The 21,430-nt window shown below is 53.9% G+C and carries 19 protein-coding genes and 1 pseudogene; 12 read left to right on the top strand and 8 right to left on the bottom strand.

The window, feature by feature from the left end:
- Positions 1-24: 24 nt before the first annotated feature.
- Positions 25-3,306 (top strand): DUF2126 domain-containing protein, encoded by a 3,282-nt coding sequence (locus O4H49_RS03840; protein WP_269422096.1) that lies wholly within the window; start codon positions 25-27, stop codon positions 3,304-3,306.
- A gap of 63 nt (positions 3,307-3,369) precedes the next feature.
- Here O4H49_RS03840 and O4H49_RS03835 read toward each other — a convergent pair whose 3' ends face one another.
- Positions 3,370-4,044 carry a GntR family transcriptional regulator gene (locus tag O4H49_RS03835; protein ID WP_269422095.1) on the bottom strand — a complete coding sequence of 225 codons (675 nt, stop codon included), beginning with the start codon at positions 4,042-4,044 and terminating at the stop codon, positions 3,370-3,372.
- A gap of 99 nt (positions 4,045-4,143) precedes the next feature.
- Here O4H49_RS03835 and O4H49_RS03830 point away from each other — a divergent pair, with 99 nt between their 5' ends.
- From O4H49_RS03830 to O4H49_RS03810, 5 genes are all read left to right on the top strand, one after another.
- A complete protein-coding gene (locus tag O4H49_RS03830; protein WP_269422094.1) occupies positions 4,144-5,307 on the top strand; it encodes a pyridoxal phosphate-dependent aminotransferase in 1,164 nt (387 codons plus the stop codon).
- Between the two features lie 105 nt (positions 5,308-5,412).
- Positions 5,413-5,895 carry a YbaK/EbsC family protein gene (locus O4H49_RS03825; RefSeq protein ID WP_269422093.1) on the top strand — a complete coding sequence of 161 codons (483 nt, stop codon included), beginning with the start codon at positions 5,413-5,415 and terminating at the stop codon, positions 5,893-5,895.
- A 492-nt stretch (positions 5,896-6,387) separates the two neighbouring features.
- Positions 6,388-6,825, top strand: coding sequence for a universal stress protein (locus O4H49_RS03820; protein ID WP_269422092.1), 438 nt, complete (start codon positions 6,388-6,390; stop codon positions 6,823-6,825).
- 10 nt (positions 6,826-6,835) lie between these two features.
- Positions 6,836-8,410, top strand: a complete 1,575-nt coding sequence (locus tag O4H49_RS03815; protein ID WP_269422091.1) for an alanine/glycine:cation symporter family protein — start codon at positions 6,836-6,838, stop codon at positions 8,408-8,410.
- 399 nt (positions 8,411-8,809) lie between these two features.
- A complete protein-coding gene (locus O4H49_RS03810) occupies positions 8,810-9,376 on the top strand; it encodes a GNAT family N-acetyltransferase (protein WP_269422090.1) in 567 nt (188 codons plus the stop codon).
- 68 nt (positions 9,377-9,444) lie between these two features.
- On the opposite strand, the gene O4H49_RS03805 is transcribed toward O4H49_RS03810, so the two are convergent.
- The gene (locus tag O4H49_RS03805; protein ID WP_269422089.1) at positions 9,445-9,873 is read right to left on the bottom strand and encodes a TM2 domain-containing protein; all 429 of its coding nucleotides are present in this window, start codon (positions 9,871-9,873) and stop codon (positions 9,445-9,447) included.
- A gap of 240 nt (positions 9,874-10,113) precedes the next feature.
- Here O4H49_RS03805 and O4H49_RS03800 point away from each other — a divergent pair, with 240 nt between their 5' ends.
- On the top strand, positions 10,114-10,365 hold the full coding sequence (locus tag O4H49_RS03800; protein ID WP_269422088.1) for a ribbon-helix-helix domain-containing protein: 252 nt from the start codon (positions 10,114-10,116) through the stop codon (positions 10,363-10,365).
- 6 nt (positions 10,366-10,371) lie between these two features.
- The gene (locus tag O4H49_RS03795) at positions 10,372-10,548 is read left to right on the top strand and encodes a type II toxin-antitoxin system RelE/ParE family toxin (protein WP_269422087.1); all 177 of its coding nucleotides are present in this window, start codon (positions 10,372-10,374) and stop codon (positions 10,546-10,548) included.
- A gap of 137 nt (positions 10,549-10,685) precedes the next feature.
- On the opposite strand, the gene O4H49_RS03790 is transcribed toward O4H49_RS03795, so the two are convergent.
- Together O4H49_RS03790 and O4H49_RS03785 are read right to left on the bottom strand one after the other, a co-directional pair.
- Positions 10,686-11,303, bottom strand: a complete 618-nt coding sequence (locus O4H49_RS03790) for a hypothetical protein (RefSeq protein ID WP_269422086.1) — start codon at positions 11,301-11,303, stop codon at positions 10,686-10,688.
- Between the two features lie 114 nt (positions 11,304-11,417).
- Positions 11,418-13,814: a mechanosensitive ion channel family protein gene (locus tag O4H49_RS03785; RefSeq protein ID WP_269422085.1), complete on the bottom strand. Its 2,397-nt coding sequence runs from the start codon at positions 13,812-13,814 to the stop codon at positions 11,418-11,420.
- A gap of 180 nt (positions 13,815-13,994) precedes the next feature.
- On the opposite strand from O4H49_RS03785, the gene O4H49_RS03780 reads away from it, so the two are divergent.
- A complete protein-coding gene (locus O4H49_RS03780) occupies positions 13,995-14,696 on the top strand; it encodes a hypothetical protein (RefSeq protein WP_269422084.1) in 702 nt (233 codons plus the stop codon).
- A 232-nt stretch (positions 14,697-14,928) separates the two neighbouring features.
- Positions 14,929-15,600, top strand: a complete 672-nt coding sequence (locus O4H49_RS03775) for a glutathione S-transferase family protein (protein WP_269422083.1) — start codon at positions 14,929-14,931, stop codon at positions 15,598-15,600.
- Positions 15,601-15,644: 44 nt separating this feature from the next.
- Here the strand turns inward: O4H49_RS03775 and O4H49_RS03770 are convergent.
- A pseudogene (locus O4H49_RS03770) lies at positions 15,645-15,793 on the bottom strand (IS481 family transposase); the annotation flags it as partial.
- 172 nt (positions 15,794-15,965) lie between these two features.
- Between O4H49_RS03770 and O4H49_RS03765 the strand changes: the two are divergent.
- A complete protein-coding gene (locus O4H49_RS03765; RefSeq protein WP_269422082.1) occupies positions 15,966-16,637 on the top strand; it encodes a glutathione S-transferase family protein in 672 nt (223 codons plus the stop codon).
- A gap of 98 nt (positions 16,638-16,735) precedes the next feature.
- Here the strand turns inward: O4H49_RS03765 and O4H49_RS03760 are convergent, their stop codons facing one another.
- Positions 16,736-17,311 carry an HD domain-containing protein gene (locus O4H49_RS03760; RefSeq protein WP_269422081.1) on the bottom strand — a complete coding sequence of 192 codons (576 nt, stop codon included), beginning with the start codon at positions 17,309-17,311 and terminating at the stop codon, positions 16,736-16,738.
- Between the two features lie 127 nt (positions 17,312-17,438).
- The gene (ggt, locus tag O4H49_RS03755) at positions 17,439-19,268 is read right to left on the bottom strand and encodes a gamma-glutamyltransferase (RefSeq protein WP_269422080.1); all 1,830 of its coding nucleotides are present in this window, start codon (positions 19,266-19,268) and stop codon (positions 17,439-17,441) included.
- A 185-nt stretch (positions 19,269-19,453) separates the two neighbouring features.
- On the opposite strand from ggt, the gene O4H49_RS03750 reads away from it, so the two are divergent.
- Positions 19,454-20,197, top strand: a complete 744-nt coding sequence (locus O4H49_RS03750; protein ID WP_269422079.1) for a 5'-methylthioadenosine/adenosylhomocysteine nucleosidase — start codon at positions 19,454-19,456, stop codon at positions 20,195-20,197.
- A gap of 141 nt (positions 20,198-20,338) precedes the next feature.
- Here the strand turns inward: O4H49_RS03750 and O4H49_RS03745 are convergent, their stop codons facing one another.
- A complete protein-coding gene (locus O4H49_RS03745; protein WP_269422078.1) occupies positions 20,339-21,304 on the bottom strand; it encodes a LysR substrate-binding domain-containing protein in 966 nt (321 codons plus the stop codon).
- Positions 21,305-21,430: the final 126 nt, after the last annotated feature.

Here is a 21,430-nt window from a genome sequence, read left to right as displayed (position 1 = left end):
TTAATTTTAAAGGTTTATCTTGCCATGAGTATAGTCGTTGCCCTGCACCACGTTACTCATTACCGCTATGACAAACCTGTCACCCTTGGTATGCAGACCATCCGCCTGCGTCCGGCGCCTCATGTCAGATCAAACATTCAGTCTTATTCTCTGAACATTGAACCAAAACAACACTTTATAAATTGGCAACAGGATCCTTTCGGTAATTTTCTAGCAAGGATTGTATTTCCGGAAAAGGTGACCGAATTCAAAATCGAGGTCGATCTTCTCAGCGAAATCAGGGTCTTCAACCCCTTTGATTTTTTCCTCGAGGATTACGCCAGGGACTTCCCCTTTACTTACGATCCGCATCTGAAGGAGGAACTCGCCCCCTATCTCGAAATCAAGGAAAGAGATCCCGCGCTCTTGGGATGGATTGAAGAAAGTGACCGCCATTCCCAGGGTATTATCGACTTCCTCGTTGCCATCAACCAAAAGCTCAACACCACCTTACAGTATGTCGTGCGCATGGAACCCGGTATCCAGAGCTGCAGCGAAACCTTGAAGCTGGGCAGTGGCTCCTGTCGCGATATGGCCTGGTTCCTCTGTCAGGCTTTACGCCACCTTGGTCTGGCGACCCGTTTTGCCTCAGGCTATCTGATCCAGCTCGCTGCTGATGTCAAATCCCTCGATGGCCCCTCTGGCACCGAGGTCGATTTTACCGACCTGCACGCCTGGACCGAAGTCTATCTGCCCGGCGCAGGTTGGGTCGGGCTGGACCCGACATCGGGTCTCTTTGTCGGGGAAGGACACATTCCGCTTTGCTGCACACCCAATCCCTCCAGCGCCGCACCTGTAACCGGAACCCTGGGCGATAGTGTCAAGGCCACTCTTGAACACGATATGGCGGTCACCCGTATTGTCGAATCCCCCCGGGTGACCAGACCCTATTCCGACGATCAGTGGCAGGCCATTGATGCGCTTGGCAAGAAGATCGATAAAAAACTGGAAAAACAGGATGTTCGCCTGACCACAGGCGGCGAACCGACCTTTGTCTCGCTTGATGACCGCGAACACGACGTCTGGCACTATTCGGCGCTTGGCAGCAATAAAAAACAGCTTGGCAAGGATGTCTTTGCCCGCCTGAGTGCGCACTTTGCCCCCGGCGGCTTGCCGATGTTCACCCAGGGCAAATGGTATCCTGGGGAGATCCTGCCGCGCTGGGCTCTGCCCTGTTTCTGGCGGCGGGACGGCGGGGTTGTCTGGCAGGACAAAAGTCTGCTTGCCGATCCCGACAAGCCACAAAAACACGATCAGGATACAGCAAAAAGCTTTCTCGGCCAGCTGGCTGAAATCCTGGCTATTCCAGCCGATTATGTCCTGCCGACCCGCGAAGACACCCCCTATTATCTGTGGAAAGAACGCAAACTGCCGCTGCAGGATGAAATGATGGAGGCCAATGTTTTTGAAAAGGCCGAACGCGAACGTCTGCAGTCCTTGATGGAACGGGATCTCAATGCACCGTCAGGCTATGTCCTGCCCCTGCATTATTCCCATCGGCGCAAACGCTGGATCAGCAACAGATGGCAGTTCAAAAGCCCCCATCTTGTCCTGCTGGCCGGAGACTCTCCCGTCGGTCTGCGCCTGCCCCTGGCCAGCCTGCCCTTCCCGGACGAAGCCAAAGACGAAATCTGCCCGGAACGCAGCCCCTTTGAAGCCACAGAACCGCTGATCTCACACCCGGAGATAACAAAAACTGTCGCCAGAGGCACCAAAACAGATGACAAGTCCTTTGCCAAAGACCCGAACGGCCTAATCCGTACCGCGCTTTGTGCAGAAGTCCGGAACGCTGTCTTGCATCTGTTCCTGCCCCCCGTGGCCTGGCTCGAACATTTTCTGGAACTGATTGCCGCCATCGAAACCATCGCGGCCCGAAACAAAATCGCGGTGGTTCTTGAAGGCTACACCCCGCCTGCGGATGCCCGGCTGTCGCATTTCTCTGTCACCCCGGACCCGGGTGTGATTGAAATCAATGTTCAGCCTGCCGCAGACTGGGAAGAGCTCAAGCACATCACCTCGACCGTCTACCGCGAGGCACGACTGGCGCGTCTGTCTGCCGAAAAGTTCAGCCTTGATGGCCGCCGGGTCGGCACAGGCGGCGGCAATCACGTGGTCATGGGCGCGGCCAAACCCGAAGACAGCCCCTTTTTGCGCCGCCCGGATCTGCTGCGTTCGCTGATCAGCTTCTGGCAGAACCATCCCTCGCTCTCCTATCTCTTTGCCGGGCTGTATATCGGCCCGACCAGTCAGGCGCCCCGGATCGACGAAGCCCGCCACGACAGCCTCTATGAACTCGAAGTCGCTTTTGAGCAAATTCCGGAAAAAGGTGACATTTCACCCTGGCGGGTCGATCGCCTGTTGCGCAATCTTCTGGTTGATCTGACTGGCAACACCCATCGGGCTGAATTCTGTATCGACAAACTCTATAGCCCCGATAGTGACCGGGGTCGTCTGGGGCTGCTGGAAATGCGTGGCTTTGAAATGCCACCACACCCGCAAATGAGCCTGGTCCAGAACCTCCTGTTGCGTGCCGCGATTGCTCTCTTCTGGAAGCAGCCCTATCGCAACCCTCTGGTCCGCTGGGGGACCCGCCTGCACGATAAATACATGCTGCCCCATTACATCCGCGAAGACTTTAACGATGTTCTGGCCACCCTCAAGACAGGGGGCTTTGATTTCTCCGCCGACTGGTTCACCCCGTTTTTTGCCTTTCGTTTTCCCGAATGCGGCAGTACCCGGATCGGTGACGTCCAGCTCTCTCTCGCGACGGCCCTCGAACCCTGGCCGGTTATGGGCGAAGAACCTGCGGGTGGTGGCGTCAGCCGCTCGGTTGATGCCACGGTCGAACGGCTTCAGGTCACAGCCACAGGCCTGATCGAAGGGCGTCATATCGTCACCTGTAATGGACGGAAAGTTCCCCTTTCCCCAACCAACGAAAGCGGCACCCAGGTTGGTGGTGTACGTTTCAAGGCCTGGTCACAACCCTCCAGCCTGCACCCGCAACTGCCAGTCAATGCCCCCCTGGTTTTCGATATCATTGATTGCCTGCACCAGCGCTCGCTTGGCGGCTGTACCTATCACGTCGCCCATCCCGGTGGCCGCAGCTATGACAGCTTCCCGGTCAATGAAAACGAAGCAGAAGGACGCAAGCTCTCGCGCTTTGAAGCCCTGGGGCACACTGCTGGCAAGATTGCCGTGCCGTCAGAAGAGAAAAATCCCGAATACCCCCATACACTTGATCTTCGTTTTAAGCGGGCTTCGGTTTAAGGGAGCATCACTTTAAGCGACCGTGTCCGGCAACAGGGCCAATCGATGAAAATATTACCGGAATCACCGTGTTGAAGCCTCTTTCAGTCTTGTGAACAACTTTTCACCCGCCGAAATGATGTGCTGATCAAGCAGCTTGCAGGCCTTCAACGTATCGCGGGCATTACATGCAGCAAGCAGTTGACAATGTTCCTGGTTGGATCGGTCGATGTAATCAAGTTCGATAGCAGCAATACGAAGGTATCGATCCGCCAGGTCATGCAAACTTGAAATGTGGCTCAACAGGCGGGGGCGCGCGCATGGTGCATATAGAGTTTCATGGAAAGCTTTGTTGAGAACGCCGAACTGTTCCAAACCGGCAGATTCCGCTTCGGACCGGATTTTCTCTGCCTTTTCTATCTGGCTGTTGGTCAATTCCGGGATCGCATGCCGTAATGCCAGAACTTCGGCTACGGCACGCATTTCATAGATTTCCCGAATTCCTTCAACATCAAGAATTGCAACCTGCGCCCCCCGATTAGGCTGCAGATCCACCAGTCCTTCCTGTTCCAGAATACGCAAAGCATCCCGAACGGGCATTCGACTGGTTTGGAACCGCTGGGCCAGATTTTCCTGCCTCAGTATTTCTCCTTGTGGGATTTCACCCGAAATAATGTCAGTGCGCAGCAGCCTGGCGATCTCATTTGCCTGAGCACCACTGCGCGATATCTTTGTTGGTTTGGGGGCTTTGTCTGTCAATTTTTATCCTGGATCCTTATTTCCGCCAAAATACACCACTTGACAAAATGTAATCAATTTTTATTATTGTATCCAATATTAATAATTGGATACAATAATATGAGTGTTTCGCGCTTGAAAGATATTCCCGGTATTGGCGTCGATAAAATGGGAAACGCAGCAGATGCTTCTGCGAATTCTGAAATGTTGCGTCTCGAGAATCTCGACACCGACATTCCCCCGCCAGCAGAAGCAATTGCAGCAACGAAAGCCTCTATCGGGCGGGACGACGCAAACTCTTATCTCCCTTTTCTGGGGATCAATGATCTGCGCAAGGCCGTTTGCAAACGTATGGAGACCGAAACGGGGTCTGAATACAATTGGCGTCGTCAGTGTGTGATTTCAGCGGGTGGTCTTTCGGGCATTTTGAATAGCTTGCTCGCCATGCTTGAGCCCGGTGATGAAGTCATCATCACGGATCCGGCCTATGCAGGATTGCTCAATCGCATTCGTCTGGCAGGGGGCATACCAAAACTGGTACCATTGATCGTCGAAAACAACGTATGGCGGCTTGATATCGAAGCGCTGTACAAAGCAGTAAGTAACCGGACAACAGTGGTTCTTACGATGAGTCCCTCGATGCCGAGCGGGATCGTTCACACGAGAGATGAGTGGAACGCCATTACCGACATCGTCATCAAAAACAATGCCTGGCTGCTTCATGACGCAGCTATGCAACGTCTGGACTTCACAAACTCAAACCCGATCAATCCCGCAGGTTTGCCAGACATGCTGGATCGTACAGTGATTGTGGGGAGCGTATCAAAGGAATACCGCATGATTGGCTGGCGGGTTGGCTGGGTAGTGGGGCCGCCGTCAATCATTCAGGACATCGGCCTTGTCAGCCTTACGAATGTCGTCTGTCAAGTTGGCATTGCCATGCCGGGGGCTTATGCTGCACTGACAGCAAAGGACGATGGTGTTATCGCGGCAACGGCAGAATGGAAAACCCGTCGCGACTTGATCCTGGATCAGTGCCAGGATTTGCCACTGGTTCGACCCGACGGCGGCTGGTCTCTTCTGATCAACACAGGTGCCCTTGGCATGTCTCCCGGGCAAGCTTCCAAGCTGTGCTTTGAAAAGGGAGCAATTGCCGCCACCCCGATGACCGGATGGGGCGATGCCTCGAAGGCCGGACAATATTTACGTTTCGTATTTGCCAACGAGCCCACGGATCGTTTGAGTGATATTCGCGAGCGTCTTCGCCAGTCATGGAATCTGTAACCGTGAAAGCTTGTCAGGACAAAAAATCGGCCCCGTAGGGTCTGTCTGTAGAGACTATCACCCTGACAATACTGAACAGGGAAATATTCAACGGGGACGTATGTCATGAGCAGAAGCATACAAAGAGTGAAAGACGCCGCAGCAAAGCTGGGACTGGCACTTGCAGTCAAAGAGATGCCCTCCATCACCCACACGGCAGAGCAAGCAGCACAGGCTTGCAGATGTGAACTCGGACAAATCGTAAAATCACTGGTCTTTATGTGCACCGAGACCCAGGAACTGGTACTTTTTCTGGTTGCCGGGGATCAGCAGGTGGATATTTCTGCGGCATCTCTTGTCGTCGGCAGCCCTCTGAAACGCGCAGACCCGCAAACAATAAGAAAGCAAACAGGCTTTGCCATTGGCGGCGTTTCCCCTATTGGTCACAAACACAAAATACCGATTTTCATCGCCCCCGCCTTGTTCGATCACAAACAGGTTTGGGCTTCTGCCGGGGCGCCTAACGCAGTGTTTTCAATCACCCCGGATGGATTGAAAACTGCCACACAAGCAAGGTTTCTCACAGATCTCTGTTGCAAATTCATCTAGCTCGCGTTGATTTCAGTGAAAACCAGCCAGATATGTTGCGGTCGAATTCCCGACTTTAATCCCCCCGATATCACAGACCCGGACCTATATCCGAAAACGCGCACCTCCGGTTGCTCTGGCAATCGGAAAGGCTCGATCAGTTGCACAGGTTTTTATCAGGAAAATTTGCAGTCTTCACCCTACCCGCAGCTTTTTTACAGCGGCTGTGACGATTACAAAGCCTGTGATTGAAATAAATTTTCAACACCTGTTATCGCAGTGCAAATATCCTGTGCCCGAAATGATCAGGTTAATAAATTTATTATTATTCAAAAGTTTATATTAAAGATCTTTTTCAATCCGGATCCACCTGGCTCAAAAACACCTCAAAAACTCCCCCGGTATGCTGCATTTGCGAAGTTGAAAGCATTTGCAAAGACCACCCTTATCCCGTGAAATAAGGCGGTTAACAATAAATTAAGCATAAAGATAAAACCTTTAACAGGAGGTCAAATGTCTACCAAGCTTATCGTGGGGCTCGACGGCAGCGGGTCCGGGGATAGAGCGCTCGCCTATGCCAAGCGTCTCTCAAAACTGATCGGGAAATGTTCAATTGAACTGGTTTATGTGGTCGAATGGTCCCCTTATTCCTTTCAGACGCCCGAAGAAAATGCCAGCCGGCACAAACGGCGGGAACAAGAAATCAAAACCGCAATGGAACGTGTGGTCCAACCCACACTTGATGCCCTGAAAGCCGATGGTTTCACCGCCGCAGGCCGGGTCAAACACGGGGATGCAGCGGATATTCTCAATGCCGTGGCAATGGAAGAAAAAGCGGAACAGATTGTGGTTGCCCGCTCTTCCGAAGGGGGCTTTACCAGACGTATCTTCGGCAGTGTCACTGCCAATCTGGTGATGCATGCATCCGTCCCGGTAACCGTTGTCGGCTAAAGGTGATCTCATGAAAAACACAGGCTTTATCAAGGCGCCCTTGCTGGCGTCCCTTTTCGCATATCCGGTTCTCTTCTTCGCAACCCTTCAAAGCGCCCTGGCCCAGGACGCCGGCGGCATTGATGCCAAGGTCAACGAGATTTTCTCGCTGGCAACGGGCTGGTTCGTCAACCTGATCTTTGCCAACCTGCCCGGGACTTCCTTTCCCTGGATCGTGCTCTGGCTGGTGGTTGGTGCCACCGTTTTCACCCTCTACTTTGCCTTTATCCAGTTTCGCGCCGTCGGCCATGCCATCTCGCTGGTCAAGGGCGACTATTCCAACCCCAATGACGCGGGTGAAGTCAGTCACTTCCAGGCCCTCGCGACCGCCCTTTCCGGTACCGTAGGTCTTGGGAATATTGCCGGTGTGGCTGTGGCAGTCGGTATCGGCGGTCCCGGAGCCACCTTCTGGATGATCCTCGCCGGGCTTATGGGCATGGCCTCCAAATTCACCGAATGTACCCTCGGGGTCAAATACCGGAACGAATATGCCGACGGCACCGTTTCCGGTGGTCCGATGTACTATATTTCCAAAGGCTTTGCCGAACGCGGCATCCCGGGCGGCAAGTTCCTTGCCGTGCTCTTTGCCGTATTCTGTATTCTCGGCGCCCTCGGCGGTGGCAATATGTTCCAGGCCAACCAGGCCCACGCCCAGCTGATCGGAATCTTTGATCCCTATCCCGGCTGGATTACCGGCCTGATATTTGCTGGCGTGGTTTTTGCTGTCATCGTCGGCGGGATCAAATCCATCGCCCAGGTCACAGAAAAGGTCGTGCCTTTTATGGGCATCATGTACGTTGCTGCGGCCATGATCATCATCCTGATGAACTATGACAAGATCGGCTGGGCTTTTGGCCAGATTTTTGACGGCGCCTTTACCGGGCTCGGCGTTGCTGGCGGTCTGGTCGGGGCTCTGATCCAGGGCTTCAAGCGGGCAGCTTTCTCCAACGAGGCCGGGGTTGGCTCCGCTGCCATCGCCCACTCTGCGGTGCAGACCAGCGAGCCGATTACCGAAGGTGTGGTTTCCCTGCTCGAGCCTTTCATCGATACCGTTGTGATCTGTACCATGACGGCTCTGGTAATCATCATCACCGGGCAGTTGACCAGTGATCCGGCAACGGGCCTGTATATCCTGGGTGACAATGGCCAGATCGTTACCGCAACCGGGGCCTCGGGTGTTGCCTTGACCTCGGCTGCCTTCGGCTCGGCCTTCAGCTGGTTCCCCTATGTTCTGGCCCTGGCGGTGATCCTCTTTGCCTTCTCGACCATGATCAGCTGGTCCTACTACGGCCTCAAGGCCTGGACCTACCTGTTCGGTGAGGGCAAGACCAAAGAGCTCATCTTCAAGGTGATCTTCTGCATCTTTGTGGTCATCGGTGCCGCTGCCAACCTTGGTCCGGTCATCGATTTCTCCGATGCCGCGATCTTTGCCATGGCTGTGGTCAACATCATCGGTCTCTACTTCCTGATGCCGATCGTCAAGCGCGAGCTGAACTCCTATATGTCCCGCCTCAAATCCGGCGAGATCAAGAAGTTCAAAAACTAGGGTCTTCGACCCGGGTTGAAAGACCCGCAACTTTCCAGGAAGGTCCCACTGACCTTCCTGGAATTAAAATGCCCTTAGATGCGGGCAACCGACAGAAACAGGGTGGCCTTCGCGCCACCCTGTTTCTATTTTGCCTGATCCAGACAGACACAACTGGAAATAATCCTTGCACCTTCTGCCGCTTTCGACAAAAGTAACGGCACCTTTTACCGGAGCTTTTATGTCCTGTTAATGCCGGGTGTCCAAAGGGACATCCCACCAAGCCAAACGCCTTATCTTTCAGCCTCTGCGCTGACAGAGCCTTTGTCTTGACCTCATCTAGCATTAACAACGCGCCCGGTGACCATTCCTTTCCCGTGTCTTGTAGCATCCTGTTTTGACAGCTTGCCCAAGATCATCTTGGAAACAGAGGAAGAAAATGGAAAAATCCGGCGCAAGAAAAAAGGTTTGATCACAGTGATCAACACAACAATCCGTAAGTACGATACCAAAGATACAGATATAATCGCCGACATCTTCTTCAACGCCAGCCTGCTGGCCTATCCCTTTTTCACCCGGCCTGCTCTTGAACAGGAAAAGATCAATGTACGGGAAATCTACCTGCCCGCTGTCGAAACCTGGGTGATTGAAAAACAGCCCGTTTCAGCGACTACCGGTTCAGCAGTATCCGGTGAAAACGCTGAGGTGGTTGGCTTCGTCTCTCTGATGGAGAAAGAGGTCGCCGCCCTTTTTGTTGCACCAGAACAACAGGGACAGGGCTATGGTCAGGCTTTGATGGACAAGGCCGTTGCCGAAAAAGGTGGAGAACTGGAGGTCGATGTCTTCAAGGAAAACAGCATTGGCCGCAACTTCTACCGCCGCTACGGCTTCGTCCAGATCAACGAAAGCCTGCACGAACCCACCGGGCAGATGTGTCTTCGTATGAAACTCGGAAAATCCGAAACTCAACCAAAAGAAATGCCCTAAACCCCAGAGCCCGGTCCTGCATCTGCCGGATCGGGCTCTGCTCTAATTGGATCAGCGTACAGAGTTAATTACTTCGGTTCTGTTGGGTACTGAATACAAGAGAAGTTATCTTCTTTTTCGCGATATTTTTTGAGAGATCGATTGATTTTATTGACCGCACTCGCTGTCCAAAAAAGATCGAAAACAAACAAAAGTATCCAAAACCAAAAAGCAGCAAAAATTATGTAAGGTGGAGTTGGAATTAAGATAAACAAAAGAAGAAAAAGCTCAATATGGTAAAAACTGACCATGAGACTGACAAAGGCAAGTAAAAGCATAAAGGCAGAGAAGTGTCTGCCCAGATAGAAGCGGTGCCCACCAATCACGCCGGTAAATAACCAGAGAAAATAGGCCAGCAGCATCGATTTTTCACGTTGAGCTTTCTCTTCGATAATCTTGGTATTTATTGATGTCTCTCTGGCCCTCTTTCGAAGGTATCGATGATAGAGGTGAGACATGGATTACCTTTAAGGTTGAAGCTTCCTGCGAACCAGTGATTTATAATCTATATTTGTTAATAGGGCCTTACCGCTTAAAGCACTTATCGTTTAATCAGAAATGAAAAAATGCTTTAGCTATTTGTTATGTGGCGCTTACTTCTCTTTTGCTCAATACCAATCAAGAAGAAAAGTACCTCCCAATCGATGCAAATTTGGTGTAATATTACATCATATTACCACACCAGCGAGACCCCCAATATGCCGAGACAAAGCATTTCCGTCACCGATCCCAATAGCGAATGGCTCAGGGTCAAGGTCGAACTTGAGGATGAATATGCCAGCAACAGCGAAGTTGTAAACGATCTTATCCGCAAGGCCCGAGCCAGTGAACAGGCTGAAATCAACGCCATCCGCGCCGCCTTGCGTGCCGGAGAAGAAAGTGGCATCAGTGACAAAAGTCCTGACGATATCATCAAGGCCGTGCTCAAGCGCAAAGACAAAACGGCGTGATCAAAAGTGAGGCGCTATCGTTTAACAGAAGCTGCCGCGACTGATTTCGAGGTTATTCTGGAATATGGAATAACCACATTTGGTTCCAGGAAAGCTCTGGAGTATCAGAATGGCATGATCCAGCGGTTTATCCAATTGAGCCAACATCCCGAACGATACCCCGTCGCGGAACAGATCCACTAAGACTATCGCCGCAGTGTCTACGGCTCCCACACAATCTATTAGCGCATCATCGAAGACGAAACGGCAAGACGAGCCATCCTTATTGTCCGTATCCTTGGTCGTCAGGATATCGCCAGGGCTTTTGACCGCGCAGAGAGTTAAAGCGGTCCTTTTCCAATAAAACTGGTCAGGTTCTGATCATAAATCATGCACTTTTTAGTGGCCTGGATCTGCTCAACAAAGTTCTGTTGGCTGGCCTTTGCTGCATAGGTTCTGCGTAAGCTTTCCAGCTTCTCCTTATCAACCGGGTCAGCCTGATACTGCTTGATGATGCGGGTTAATAGCTCGGTATAGCCCGCAAGACCATGAGACAGACGTCTGATTTTACTGTATTTCGTGACCGACAAAGTACCCACAGTCATCACAGCCGCCACCGTTGCCGTCGGCATCGCACATTTCCATAGGTCTTCCATCGCACCCGCATAGGCATCCAACTCGCAGCGACGCCGATCGGTTGCCCTGATACATTCCTGCCCCGGCTGCCCCTTGCTTTTGAAATAATCATAGAAGCGGTCAACCGCGGGATCAGAGCTCGCATCCTGATCAAACAAAGCGGCGACAATGATAGCTTCCTGGCTCGCACCATAAGTATCGGATCTGGAAAAACTTACAGGTGCATCTTTTGATGCCGCAGGGTCAGTCGTTTTACATCCAGACAACAGCAGGCCCGTACAAAGAAGCAAGATGATCTGCCCTGTTTTTCCAAATTTATTCATTTTCCCCCGCCCCTCAAGTACATGCTATGATTTCAAGACAAAGGTAGTTACTGGAAAAGTCACGGTCAAAGAAATCCTGTTCAGAAGCTCAACCTTTCCTGATTTTTGTGCCCCTCACTCCTTCGTCTCCGGGCCTTCCAGCAAGTCCTTCGGAATACCAGCGATCAGTTTGGGATCATCAACCGCTTTGCCGTTTGAGCTGACAACCTCGACCTTGCGGCGGGCGAAGGCAATGCCTTCGGCGGCGAAGACACTGCGCAGCTTGTGATAGATCTCGCGGCGCAGCACAAACTGGGCCCGGGGTTTACACTTGAACTTGACCCGCATGATCAGGGCGGAATCATCATCGATCGAGAAAACCCCCTGGCTTTTCAGCGGCTCGATAAACTTGTGACCATGCTCCGGATCATCCAGAAATTCCTGACCAATGCGTTTGACCACCTTCTTGACCTTTTTCGGATCGGTATCCGGCTCCAGCCGGAAGGGCATTTTATAGATCACCCAGTCGCGGTTATGGTTGGTGATCTTTTTCAGCTCGCCAAAGGGAATGGTGATCACCGCCCCCCGGTGATGACGCAACTGCAGGGAGCGGATCGAGATTGATTCCACCTCTCCCCGGGTTTCCTTGTCCAGCTCGATATACTCGCCAACGCGAAAGGCATCGTCGATCAGGAAGAACACGCCAGAGAAGATATCCTTGACCAGGGTCTGGGCACCAAAGCCCACCGCGATACCAACCACCCCGGCCGAAGCAATCAGCGGCGCAATATCAATGCCCAGCGACGACAGCACCGTCATGATGACAATCACGCCGAGGAACCCCAGCAGCAGATTGCGAAACAGCGGTGTCAGGGTATCAAGGCGCGTGCTCGCCGATACCTCTTCGGACTCAGCGTCTTCCGAGGCATCGCTGACCCGTTTTTCACTGTGCAGCGCCGCGGTGATCAGCTTCCACACCAGCAGCCCAAGCAACAGGGTAACCCCGATGTCAAAACCGGTACTGGCCCAGACCGGCGCATCTGCACCCTTGACCAGCCCCAGCAGATCCAGCCCCCAGAGCTGCAGCACCACAATCCCCGCCCCCAGACAGCTCAGCAGGCGCCAGGCATCCGTAAAGACCTTGCGGAAACGAGCCGTACGCTCACTGTCACCCCGCAGCAGGCTTTCGACGACATTCCGCCCCAGATGATCAACAATCGGCAGGGTCAGCGCAACAATCAACGTGCCGATGGGGCCCTCCAGCTGTTGCTGCCCCCGCTCAAGCCAATGCGCGAGCCAGTAGAGCCAGGCCAGCAGCAGATAACCGCCAATCAGCAAGGGAGCTGCCCGTACCGTGATCCGGCCAAGGCTGCTGCTGTCTGAAACCGGGGAAGATGCATCCGCCGGGGCTGATCCCCCGACAGGATCAGGATCAGGACCAGCAGCAGGCTTCACCTCCACAGTATTCTGCTGTGGGGCAAATCTGGCTGGTCCGCTTTCCAGCGTGACCAACCTGTCGGGCGTCAGCAACAGGGCCGCGGCTTTCTGTACCCGGCCATAGTTGCGGATCAGGGCCAGCAACAGCAGTCCGGCCACCAGTGTTCCGGTCAGGGCCACGGTAACAATCGCAGGCGGAAAGCCCCAGCCAAGGGTCGGGAAGAAACCGGCGACAACCCAGCCCCCGGCCCCGATAAACAGGGCACGGCGAACCAAAGCAAAGGTATGGCGCGCGGCTTCATCCTGAAGCGGCGCGATGCGGATCTGTGGCACCTCCGGTGCAAAAGCCCGCCGGGCAATGACGACAAAAAGCCAGGCATAGGACACCCCGGTGTGATAGATCCAGACCTGGTCAGACAACGGGCCAAGCGGGCTGGTAAACTGTTCACCCCCGGCCATGGTCATCAGGACAAAAACGATGATTGGAAGAACCTCAATCCCCCCCAGAACCAGCGTACGACCGACCTTTTCCCAATAGCTGCTGTGTTCTGGCACAGCCTTGAGCCAGCTTCGCCAGTTCCGTGTGCCCCAGCTGATCAGCAACGCCGGCAACACACCTGTGATCACCAGCCCGATTGCGGCAAGAACCATCCCGCCGACACCACTGCTGGCCAGCGACAGGCGTGCCGCGACAATGCCCTTGCGGTTTTCCAGATTGGCAAGGGCAACAGACCAGCGCGTCACCCGCTGACGAATTTCTGTCGCCATATTGCTCAGCCGTGTTTCAATCAGCAGCAGCGTCTGGTCGCTGACGTCTTCCTCAGCCGCCTGTTCATCGGCCCGGCGAACCAGTTCGTCGCGCAGCAGTACCCGGATCTGTTCGTCGCTCAGACGCCCGAGCAGCTGATCCACCGCTGCAGGGTCCAGCTCTTCAGGGATCTCGATTTTCTTGTCTGCTGGCTGGCTTTTATTAAAAAGGCTTTGCGCCTGCGCCGGCTGCAAAAACCCTCCCCCGCCCAACAGTACCCCACTCGACAGCACAAAAACAAAAACCGCCAAGAGCCAGCCGCAAAACCTGCTTGTGAAACCGCGCATGAGATCCCCGTTATCCCGTTTTTATTCCCGTTTTATTCTTGGCAAAAAGTCTACGGGGATTTGTAGCGGCATGCAAAGACACGTTTTGGTTATGGGTGATACCATAACTTTTGACGGCTTAAGCAGAATATCGTATGTGCCAATTCGCTGATAATGTATAACTCTTGATAGGACAGTATTTTGAAAACTTCATTTGTAGTAAAGACAATAGGCCTGAGTTTAATTGCACTGTTTTTGCTCGGAGCTTGCGCCAAAATCACACCACCACCTGAACAGGTACAGCGCATGGCTGCGATCAATCCTAATGATACAAAGTATTCTGACAAAGCTCTTGTAAGTGGCCTTGTCAATATCGTTGGGACAGGCATCTTCAAAAACACGTCAATTCAGTGTGCACAGGCATACATCCAATTCACAGAAGAATTAAGCGGTAAGAAAAATGTACTTGTCTATTCGTCAGATCCACTGACCGGGCAAGGAATTGATAGCAATGCTTTTATTTCTATTGACCCAGGAACCTACTACATCACCCACGTAGAATGTTTTGGCCCCGGTGAATACATAATACTTTCCCGAATAAAAGAGTATGAGACTCCTTCTCTTCGCAAATATATCCCAAAAGTTTCACTTTCTGCAGGAGAAATTGTATTTATTGGCGCCTTTGAAATGAAAAGAACCAGAAAACTAGAAAGCCAATCAAGTGATCAACCTGCGCAATATCTTGGCACTTTGGAAGTTATAAATACAAAAAATATTAAAGAACAGATAAGTAAGAAAAATCCTGCTCTTGGTAAGCAACTGATAGTACGTTTGGCAACGAACGAGAGTTTTGAATCAATAATTTCTGAAAAACACCAAGATAGTTTTATTTTTGTTCACTAGGTTTCGCATCCAGTACAGCATATGTTTTGCCAATAAGTTGTACTGGATGGCCTGAACGATGACAAAAGGCAAATAATTTAAAATATGAGATTTTAAAAACCCTACAGATTTTCAGTGAATCTGTTTTGAATTCTCATAGTAATTTTATCAGGAGCGCTTTACCCATCCCCGGATTTCAGCTTACCATGGAAGTTCGTCACGTCCTTACCAGTCAGGAAAGGTACCCGCGTAGATGCAGTCAAGCAAAGACCCGCCACCAAGCAAAGAACAGCCGATCGTCTATGGGGCGGATTTCAGTGTCTATGTTCAGGCCGTGCGTCTGACCCTCGCCGAAAAATCCATCCCGCACCGACTGATACCGATCAACCCTTTTGAAAACAGAGAACTCGATCCGGAATATCTCGCTCTGCATCCCTTTGCCCGGGTTCCCGCCTTTGATGATGGCCAGATCCAGCTTTACGAAGCAGACGCCATCGCCCGCTATATCGATGCCGCCTATCCTGGACCGCTGCTCTGGCCTCCACGATCCGCTGATCGCGCCCGGGCCAACCAGCTACTCAGTATTCTCAATTCCTATGCCTATCCCAACTGGATCGGTGTGCTCTATGAAGAAGAAATCAGCAAAGCAGAAGAAGGCATTGCCCCGGATCAGGCGAAAATAACGGCGGCCCTGCCCCTGGCCCGCACCTCTCTGAGCGAGATCATTCGTCTGCGAGAGGAAACCCATGGCGTCTACCTCGCCGGGGAAACCCTCAGTCTGCCAGATTTTTTCTGTGCCCCTATGTACCATCTGCTGATGCACACACCGACGGGCAAAAAATTGCTGGCGGAAAACCCCGGCCTGCAGGACTGGTGGCAACTGCTGCAACAGCGCGAGACGGTACGTGATCTGCTGGTCGCCTGAAGCGACGCAGACAATCCCGGCCTGTCCGGGGCCTTCTGGCTCCCGGCCCCACAGGTCTGGAAGCTCCGCCGGATCTCATAAAACTGCTGCCGACTATAGCCCATAATCTCGCAGGCTTTGAAAACTTTGGACAGTTCGCTCGCTAATTCAAACATACTCAGCTTGCCTGTGCTATCTTGTCTATCGTGGTCATGTCATAACTCCTGAATGAGTGGATAAGTTTTGCTAAACAAATCCTGCCCAATTCCAGAAGCGGCATGGCCCCAGCAGTCTTGGCCATGACAAAGGCTGCTGTGGTGCAAACTGTCAGGTCATTTCGATTTCAGCACATCCAGCCCTTGCACTAAGGAGAGAAGCCCGCGCAGATGCAGTCAAGCAAAGACCAGCCGCCAAGCAAAGAACATCCGATCGTCTATGGCGCGGATTTCAGTGTCTATGTTCAGGCCGTGCGCCTGACACTGGCTGAAAAAGGCATTCCGCATCGACTGGTGCCGATCAACCCTTTTGAAAACAAAGGGCTTGATCCGGAATATCTCGCTCTCCATCCCTTTGCCCGGGTTCCCGCCTTTGATGATGGCCAGATCCAGCTTTACGAATCAGACGCCATCGCCCGCTATATCGACGACGCCTATCCCGGCCCGCTGTTAATACCGCCCCGCCCTGAAGATCGCGCCCGGGCCAACCAGCTTCTCAGCATTCTCAATTCCTATGCCTATCCCAACTGGATCGGTGGGCTCTATGAAGAAGAAATCAGCAAACCGGATGAAGGTCTTGCCCCGGATCAGGCAACAATCGCTGCGGCCCTGCCCCTGGCCCGCACCGCCCTGATTGAAATCATTCGTCTGCGACAGGAAACCCCCGGCGCCTATCTTGCAGGGGAAACCCCCAGCCTGCCAGATTTTTTCTGTGCCCCCATGTACCATCTGCTGATGCACACACCGACGGGTAAAAAATTGCTGGTAGAAAACCCCGGCCTGCAGAACTGGTGGCAACTGCTGCAACAGCGCGAGACGATACGGGAACTGCTGGTCGCCTGAAGCGACGCAGACAATCCCGGCCTGTCCGGGGCCTTCTGGCTCCCGGCCCCACAGGTCTGGGAGTTCCGCCGGATCAAAGCTGATCAAGACAGGGGGTTCTATTTCCCGCTCTGCATCGCGCGCTGTCTTGTGTCCTGATCAAGAATTTTACGCAAAGTCTCGAAAAACGGGCCTGAGCTGGTATGCTTCACACCATAATTCAGATTGAACTCATAATCGAAATCTGCCGGGTTAAGCCCCTGGTTGTGCTGCAGAATTGTCTCGAGCTTGTCCAGCGCCTTGACCGCCTTTGCCTCGGGGGTCGCGGCCTCTTCATATTCATCCCACAGGGCAAGGATCGATGCGCGCAGCGCGTCATCCAGCGTGCTACTCAACTGCAAAAGATCTTCTCTTTCCTGGACTGACTTGTCCGGAAACAGGTGTTGATCGACTGCTGGCACATCCCCGTGAATGGCTTCCCCCAGATCGTGAATGACACACATCCTGAGCACCTTGAGCAGATCAAGATCCCCCAGTTCATCGGCAAAGGTTATGACCATCAGACACAGCCGCCAGCTGTGTTCCGCGGTACTTTCGGCCCGCCCGGTCGAGGTAAAACCACTGCGCAGCACAGACTTCAACCTCTCGGCCTCACGTAAGAATTCCAGCCGCCCGTTGATTTTTTCCAGATTCATTGTCTTCATCACAAGTGGATAAAAGTTGTAATATACAGGCTTCTATAACACCCCCTGTCTGATATGGGCGTCAACAAAAACCGGGCCTGAATCAGGCCCGGCGTTTCCAAAAAACCAGACTGATCAATCAGTCCCCCAGTACCGAGCCTTCGCGGCGGGGGTCGGCGGCGCCGATCAGCTCGCCAGGGCGGATCAGGATCGCCTGCAGGCCGGAATTGAGGTCGCGGACCTTGATTTCCTGCCCCTTGGTCTGAAGCGCCGATATCATTGCCACGGCCTTGGTATTTTCCTCGACATCGGTCGCGCCGTTGCGGTTGACGATATGCGGCTGGCTGATCGCCACCTGCGGGTCCATGCCAAAGTCGAGAATATTGACCAGAGCCCCGGCCACATAGTTGATAATCCGCGACCCGCCGGGCGAACCGATGGCGAGCACAGGTGCACCGTCCTTCAGCACAATGGTCGGGGCCATGGAGGAACGCGGGCGCTTGCCGCCTTCGACCCGGTTGGCAATCGGCTTGCCGTCTTCTTCCGGCGCGCGGGAAAAATCGGTCAGCTCGTTATTGAGCAAAAAGCCGTTGGTCATGACGCGCGAGCCAAACCCGGTTTCAATCGTCGTGGTCATGGACACCACATTGCCCTGCGCATCAACAATGGAAAAGTGGCTGGTGCCCGGACGCTCCAGCTGGCTATCGGGTGCGCGCAGCTGGGCTTCTTTCCACGGCGGGTTGCCCGCGTCAGCTTTGCTCATGGCTTTTGCCGGGTCAATCAGTTTGGCCCGTTCTGCCAGATAGTTCTGGTCCAGCAGACCTTCGGGCATTTTGACAAAATCACTGTCCGCCATATAAAGCTCGCGGTCGGCATAGGCCAGCTTGGCCGCTTCCAGGTAAAGGTGCGTGCTTTCCGCGCCCTGCCCCAGCGCGGGCAGATCAAAGTGCGACAACAGCGACAGCATCTGGCCGACAGTCAAGGCCCCGGACGAAGGCGGGCCCATGCCACAGACCTCATAACCGCGATAGGGCGCACAGACGGGTTTGCGCTCGACCACGTCATAGGCCTTGAGATCCTCCAGACTCAGGATCCCGCCGTTGATATCGGTTTTGACCGCCGCGACAATGTCTTCGGCAATCGGGCCTTCGTAAAAGGCCTTTGATCCCTCTTTCTGGATCTGGCTCAAAGCCGCGGCAAATTCCGGGTTGCGCAGCAAGGTCCCCTCTTGCAGAGGCTGGCCGTTTTTATCAAAGAAATAGGCCCGCGTGGCATCAAAAATATCCAGCTTTTCCTCGCCCTGCGCCTTGGCAATGGCACTGGCCATGCGGTGCGAGATCTGGAACCCGCCTTCGGCCAGCGCCCGGGCAGGCTCGACCAGCGCCGCCCAGTCCTGATTGCCATAGCGCTGCTGCACCGTTTCGATCAGCTTCAGGGTGCCGGGCACACCGACCGAGCGACCGCCGACCACCGCATCGAACCACTTGACCGGCACACCATCGGCCCCGAGCCAATAATCCGGCGTCGCCGCCATCGGGGCTTTCTCCCGCCCGTCAAAAGTGGTCAGGCTTTTGGTTTTGGCATCCCAATAGACCATAAAGGCCCCGCCGCCGATGCCCGAGCTTTGCGGCTCCACCAGATTGAGCACCAGCTGCACCGACACCGCGGCATCCGCTGCCGTCCCGCCGCGCTCCAGCACTTCATACCCGACCTGCGTGGCGATGGGATTGGCCGTGGCAACCATGAATTTCTGTGCCTTGACCGACTGTTTTTTCACCACCGCATGGGTTGCTTCGGGCTGCACCGCTTCCTGCGCCAGCACAGATCCGCCGCCCCACAACATGCCCGTGACCAACAGCGCTGTCGGCAGGGATTTCGCATAGCTTCGCGTCAAAAAATTCATGTCACTTCCCCGTTTAATCTTTTCCAGCCAGCTCAGCTTTATGAAACTGATGATTGCAGATATCAAACAGCATTCCGCGAAACATGACCACATAAATTTCTGTTCCGGAGGTTTCTTCGCACAGAATTGTGTCTCTTGTTCATCAATCGTTTAGGTTCAACGCTTATTCTTGTGAACTAGAATGCCCCGCTCCCGCCTGATCCCCTGGATCAGCAAAACTTTGTCCGGGGCCAAAAACCGGAGACAAAACCATGCTGGGTGTCATTGGGGCCATGACCGAAGAGGTCCAGCTGCTGCTGGGCCAGTTGAGCGATACCTCATCCTCGGTGCATGCCGGGATCACCGTGACCCGTGGCGACTACAAGGGCACGGAAATCGCGCTGGCCCAGTCGGGCATCGGCAAGATCAATGCCACGATCTGCACCCAGATGATGATTGACCTGTTCAAACCACAGAAGCTGATCTTCAGCGGTGTAGCCGGCGGGCTGCTGCCCAACATGCAGGCCGGGGATATCATCGTTGCCAGCCATGTGGTTGAATATGATATGGACCTGACCGCCTTTGGCCGTCGCCACGGCGAAACACCCGGGCGCGAACGGCTGATTGAATGCCAGCCCGATCTGGTCAGCAAGGCCACCGCCGCCTTTGATGCCGCCTTTGACGGGGTCGAGGGAGGGCCGAACCTGATGCTCGGCACCATTGCCTCGGGCGATACCTTTGTCCAGGACATCCAGAAACTGCGATGGCTCCAGCGGGAATTTGCCGCGCTGGCAACCGAGATGGAAGGCGCCGCCTTTGGCCACACCTGCCGCCTCAACGGCCTGCCCTTTGTCGTGATCCGCGCCCTGTCTGATTCTTCAAGCCATTCTGCCAGCGCGGATTTTCAACAGAACCTCTCCCGCGCCTGCGAGAATTCCTTTCAGTTGATGGACCGGATGATCCCCACCGCCATGGCGGGCTGGGATGGCAAGGAAGAACGCCGCGACCGGGAATAAACGGCTTTCCCGGTTCTAGTTTTCCAGAAAATCCCGCACCGCCTTATAGAGATCAAAACGCCCTTCTTCCAGATGCATCAGGTGCGTGCCACGCGGCAGTTTGATGTCCTGTTTGATCCGGGCAGTTCAGGTCGAACTGTTCTACTCTCTGTTCAACTTTCTATAGTGGGTCATGCGTCCCTGCTGTGACGGGCATTGTGACGGGCATTCGGCGGCGGTTTTCAGCAACCAGTCACGAAAGGCCCTGACCTGCGGCAAGGCGGCCTTGCCGCCCGCGCTGATGATATAGTGCCCACCGATCGGCAGGGGGTCACAGGCCACAGCGGGTACCAGACTGCCCAGGGCAAGTTCGGTGTTGATATAGGCGAGATTGGCCAGGGCAATGCCATGCCCGGCCACCGCGGCCTGAATGGCGGTATCGTCGTGCTCAAAGCGCAGCGCCCGTTCCAGATCAATCTGCGCATTGGGCAGCTGTTCGGTAATTTTCCCAAGCCAGCTGCGCCAGTCCCGCCCCGTCGGCTCGTTAAAGAGTATCCGCTGCCGGGCCAGCGCGCCTGCATCCAGTGGTTTGCCGCCGGGCAGAAACCCCGGGGCGCAGACAGGCAGGAGCCACTCGATCATAACCAGCTCGCTGTTTTCAGGTGCTACCGTTCCCGCATCATGGGGATCGCCCAGCCGATAGATGATCGAGGCATCAAACAGCCGGCCCGGCAGCTTTTCCGGATAGGTTACGGTTTGCAGATTGACCGGATGATTGGGATGTTCGGCTTCATAACGCGCCAGCCGCGGCATCAGCCAGCGAATGGCATAGCTGGTGGTAACCGATAACGTGAATTGCGGTACGGCCTCGCGCAGTTCGGTGGCACTCTGGGCGATCTGTAACAGGGCACTGTCCGTCGCCGCGTAAAAACGCCGCCCGGCCTCGGTCAGATCGACCCCGCGATAGCCCCGGACAAACAACGCACAGCCCAGATATTCTTCCAATAACTTGATCTGGCGGCTGATTGCCCCCTCGCTCACACAAAGTTCTGCCGCTGCCAGCTTGAAACTCAAGTGAGTGGCCGCCGCATTAAAGTGCCTGACAGCTGTCAAAGGAGGCAATTTCATGAAATACCTGAACTATTCAAAATTACGCTCTGATCTCAGAGCAGCATAAACTTGACTTATAGTAAAGTCATTCCAGCTTTTAAATCGTTTGAAAACCGCCCTCAAGACGTGTTTTAAAGGACCAGA

It is taken from the genome of Kiloniella laminariae (assembly GCF_027214005.1).
Classification (GTDB): Bacteria; Pseudomonadota; Alphaproteobacteria; order Kiloniellales; family Kiloniellaceae; genus Kiloniella; species Kiloniella laminariae_A.
Note: the sequence above shows the minus strand (reverse complement) of the source record. Positions and strands in the feature narration are given on the sequence as shown.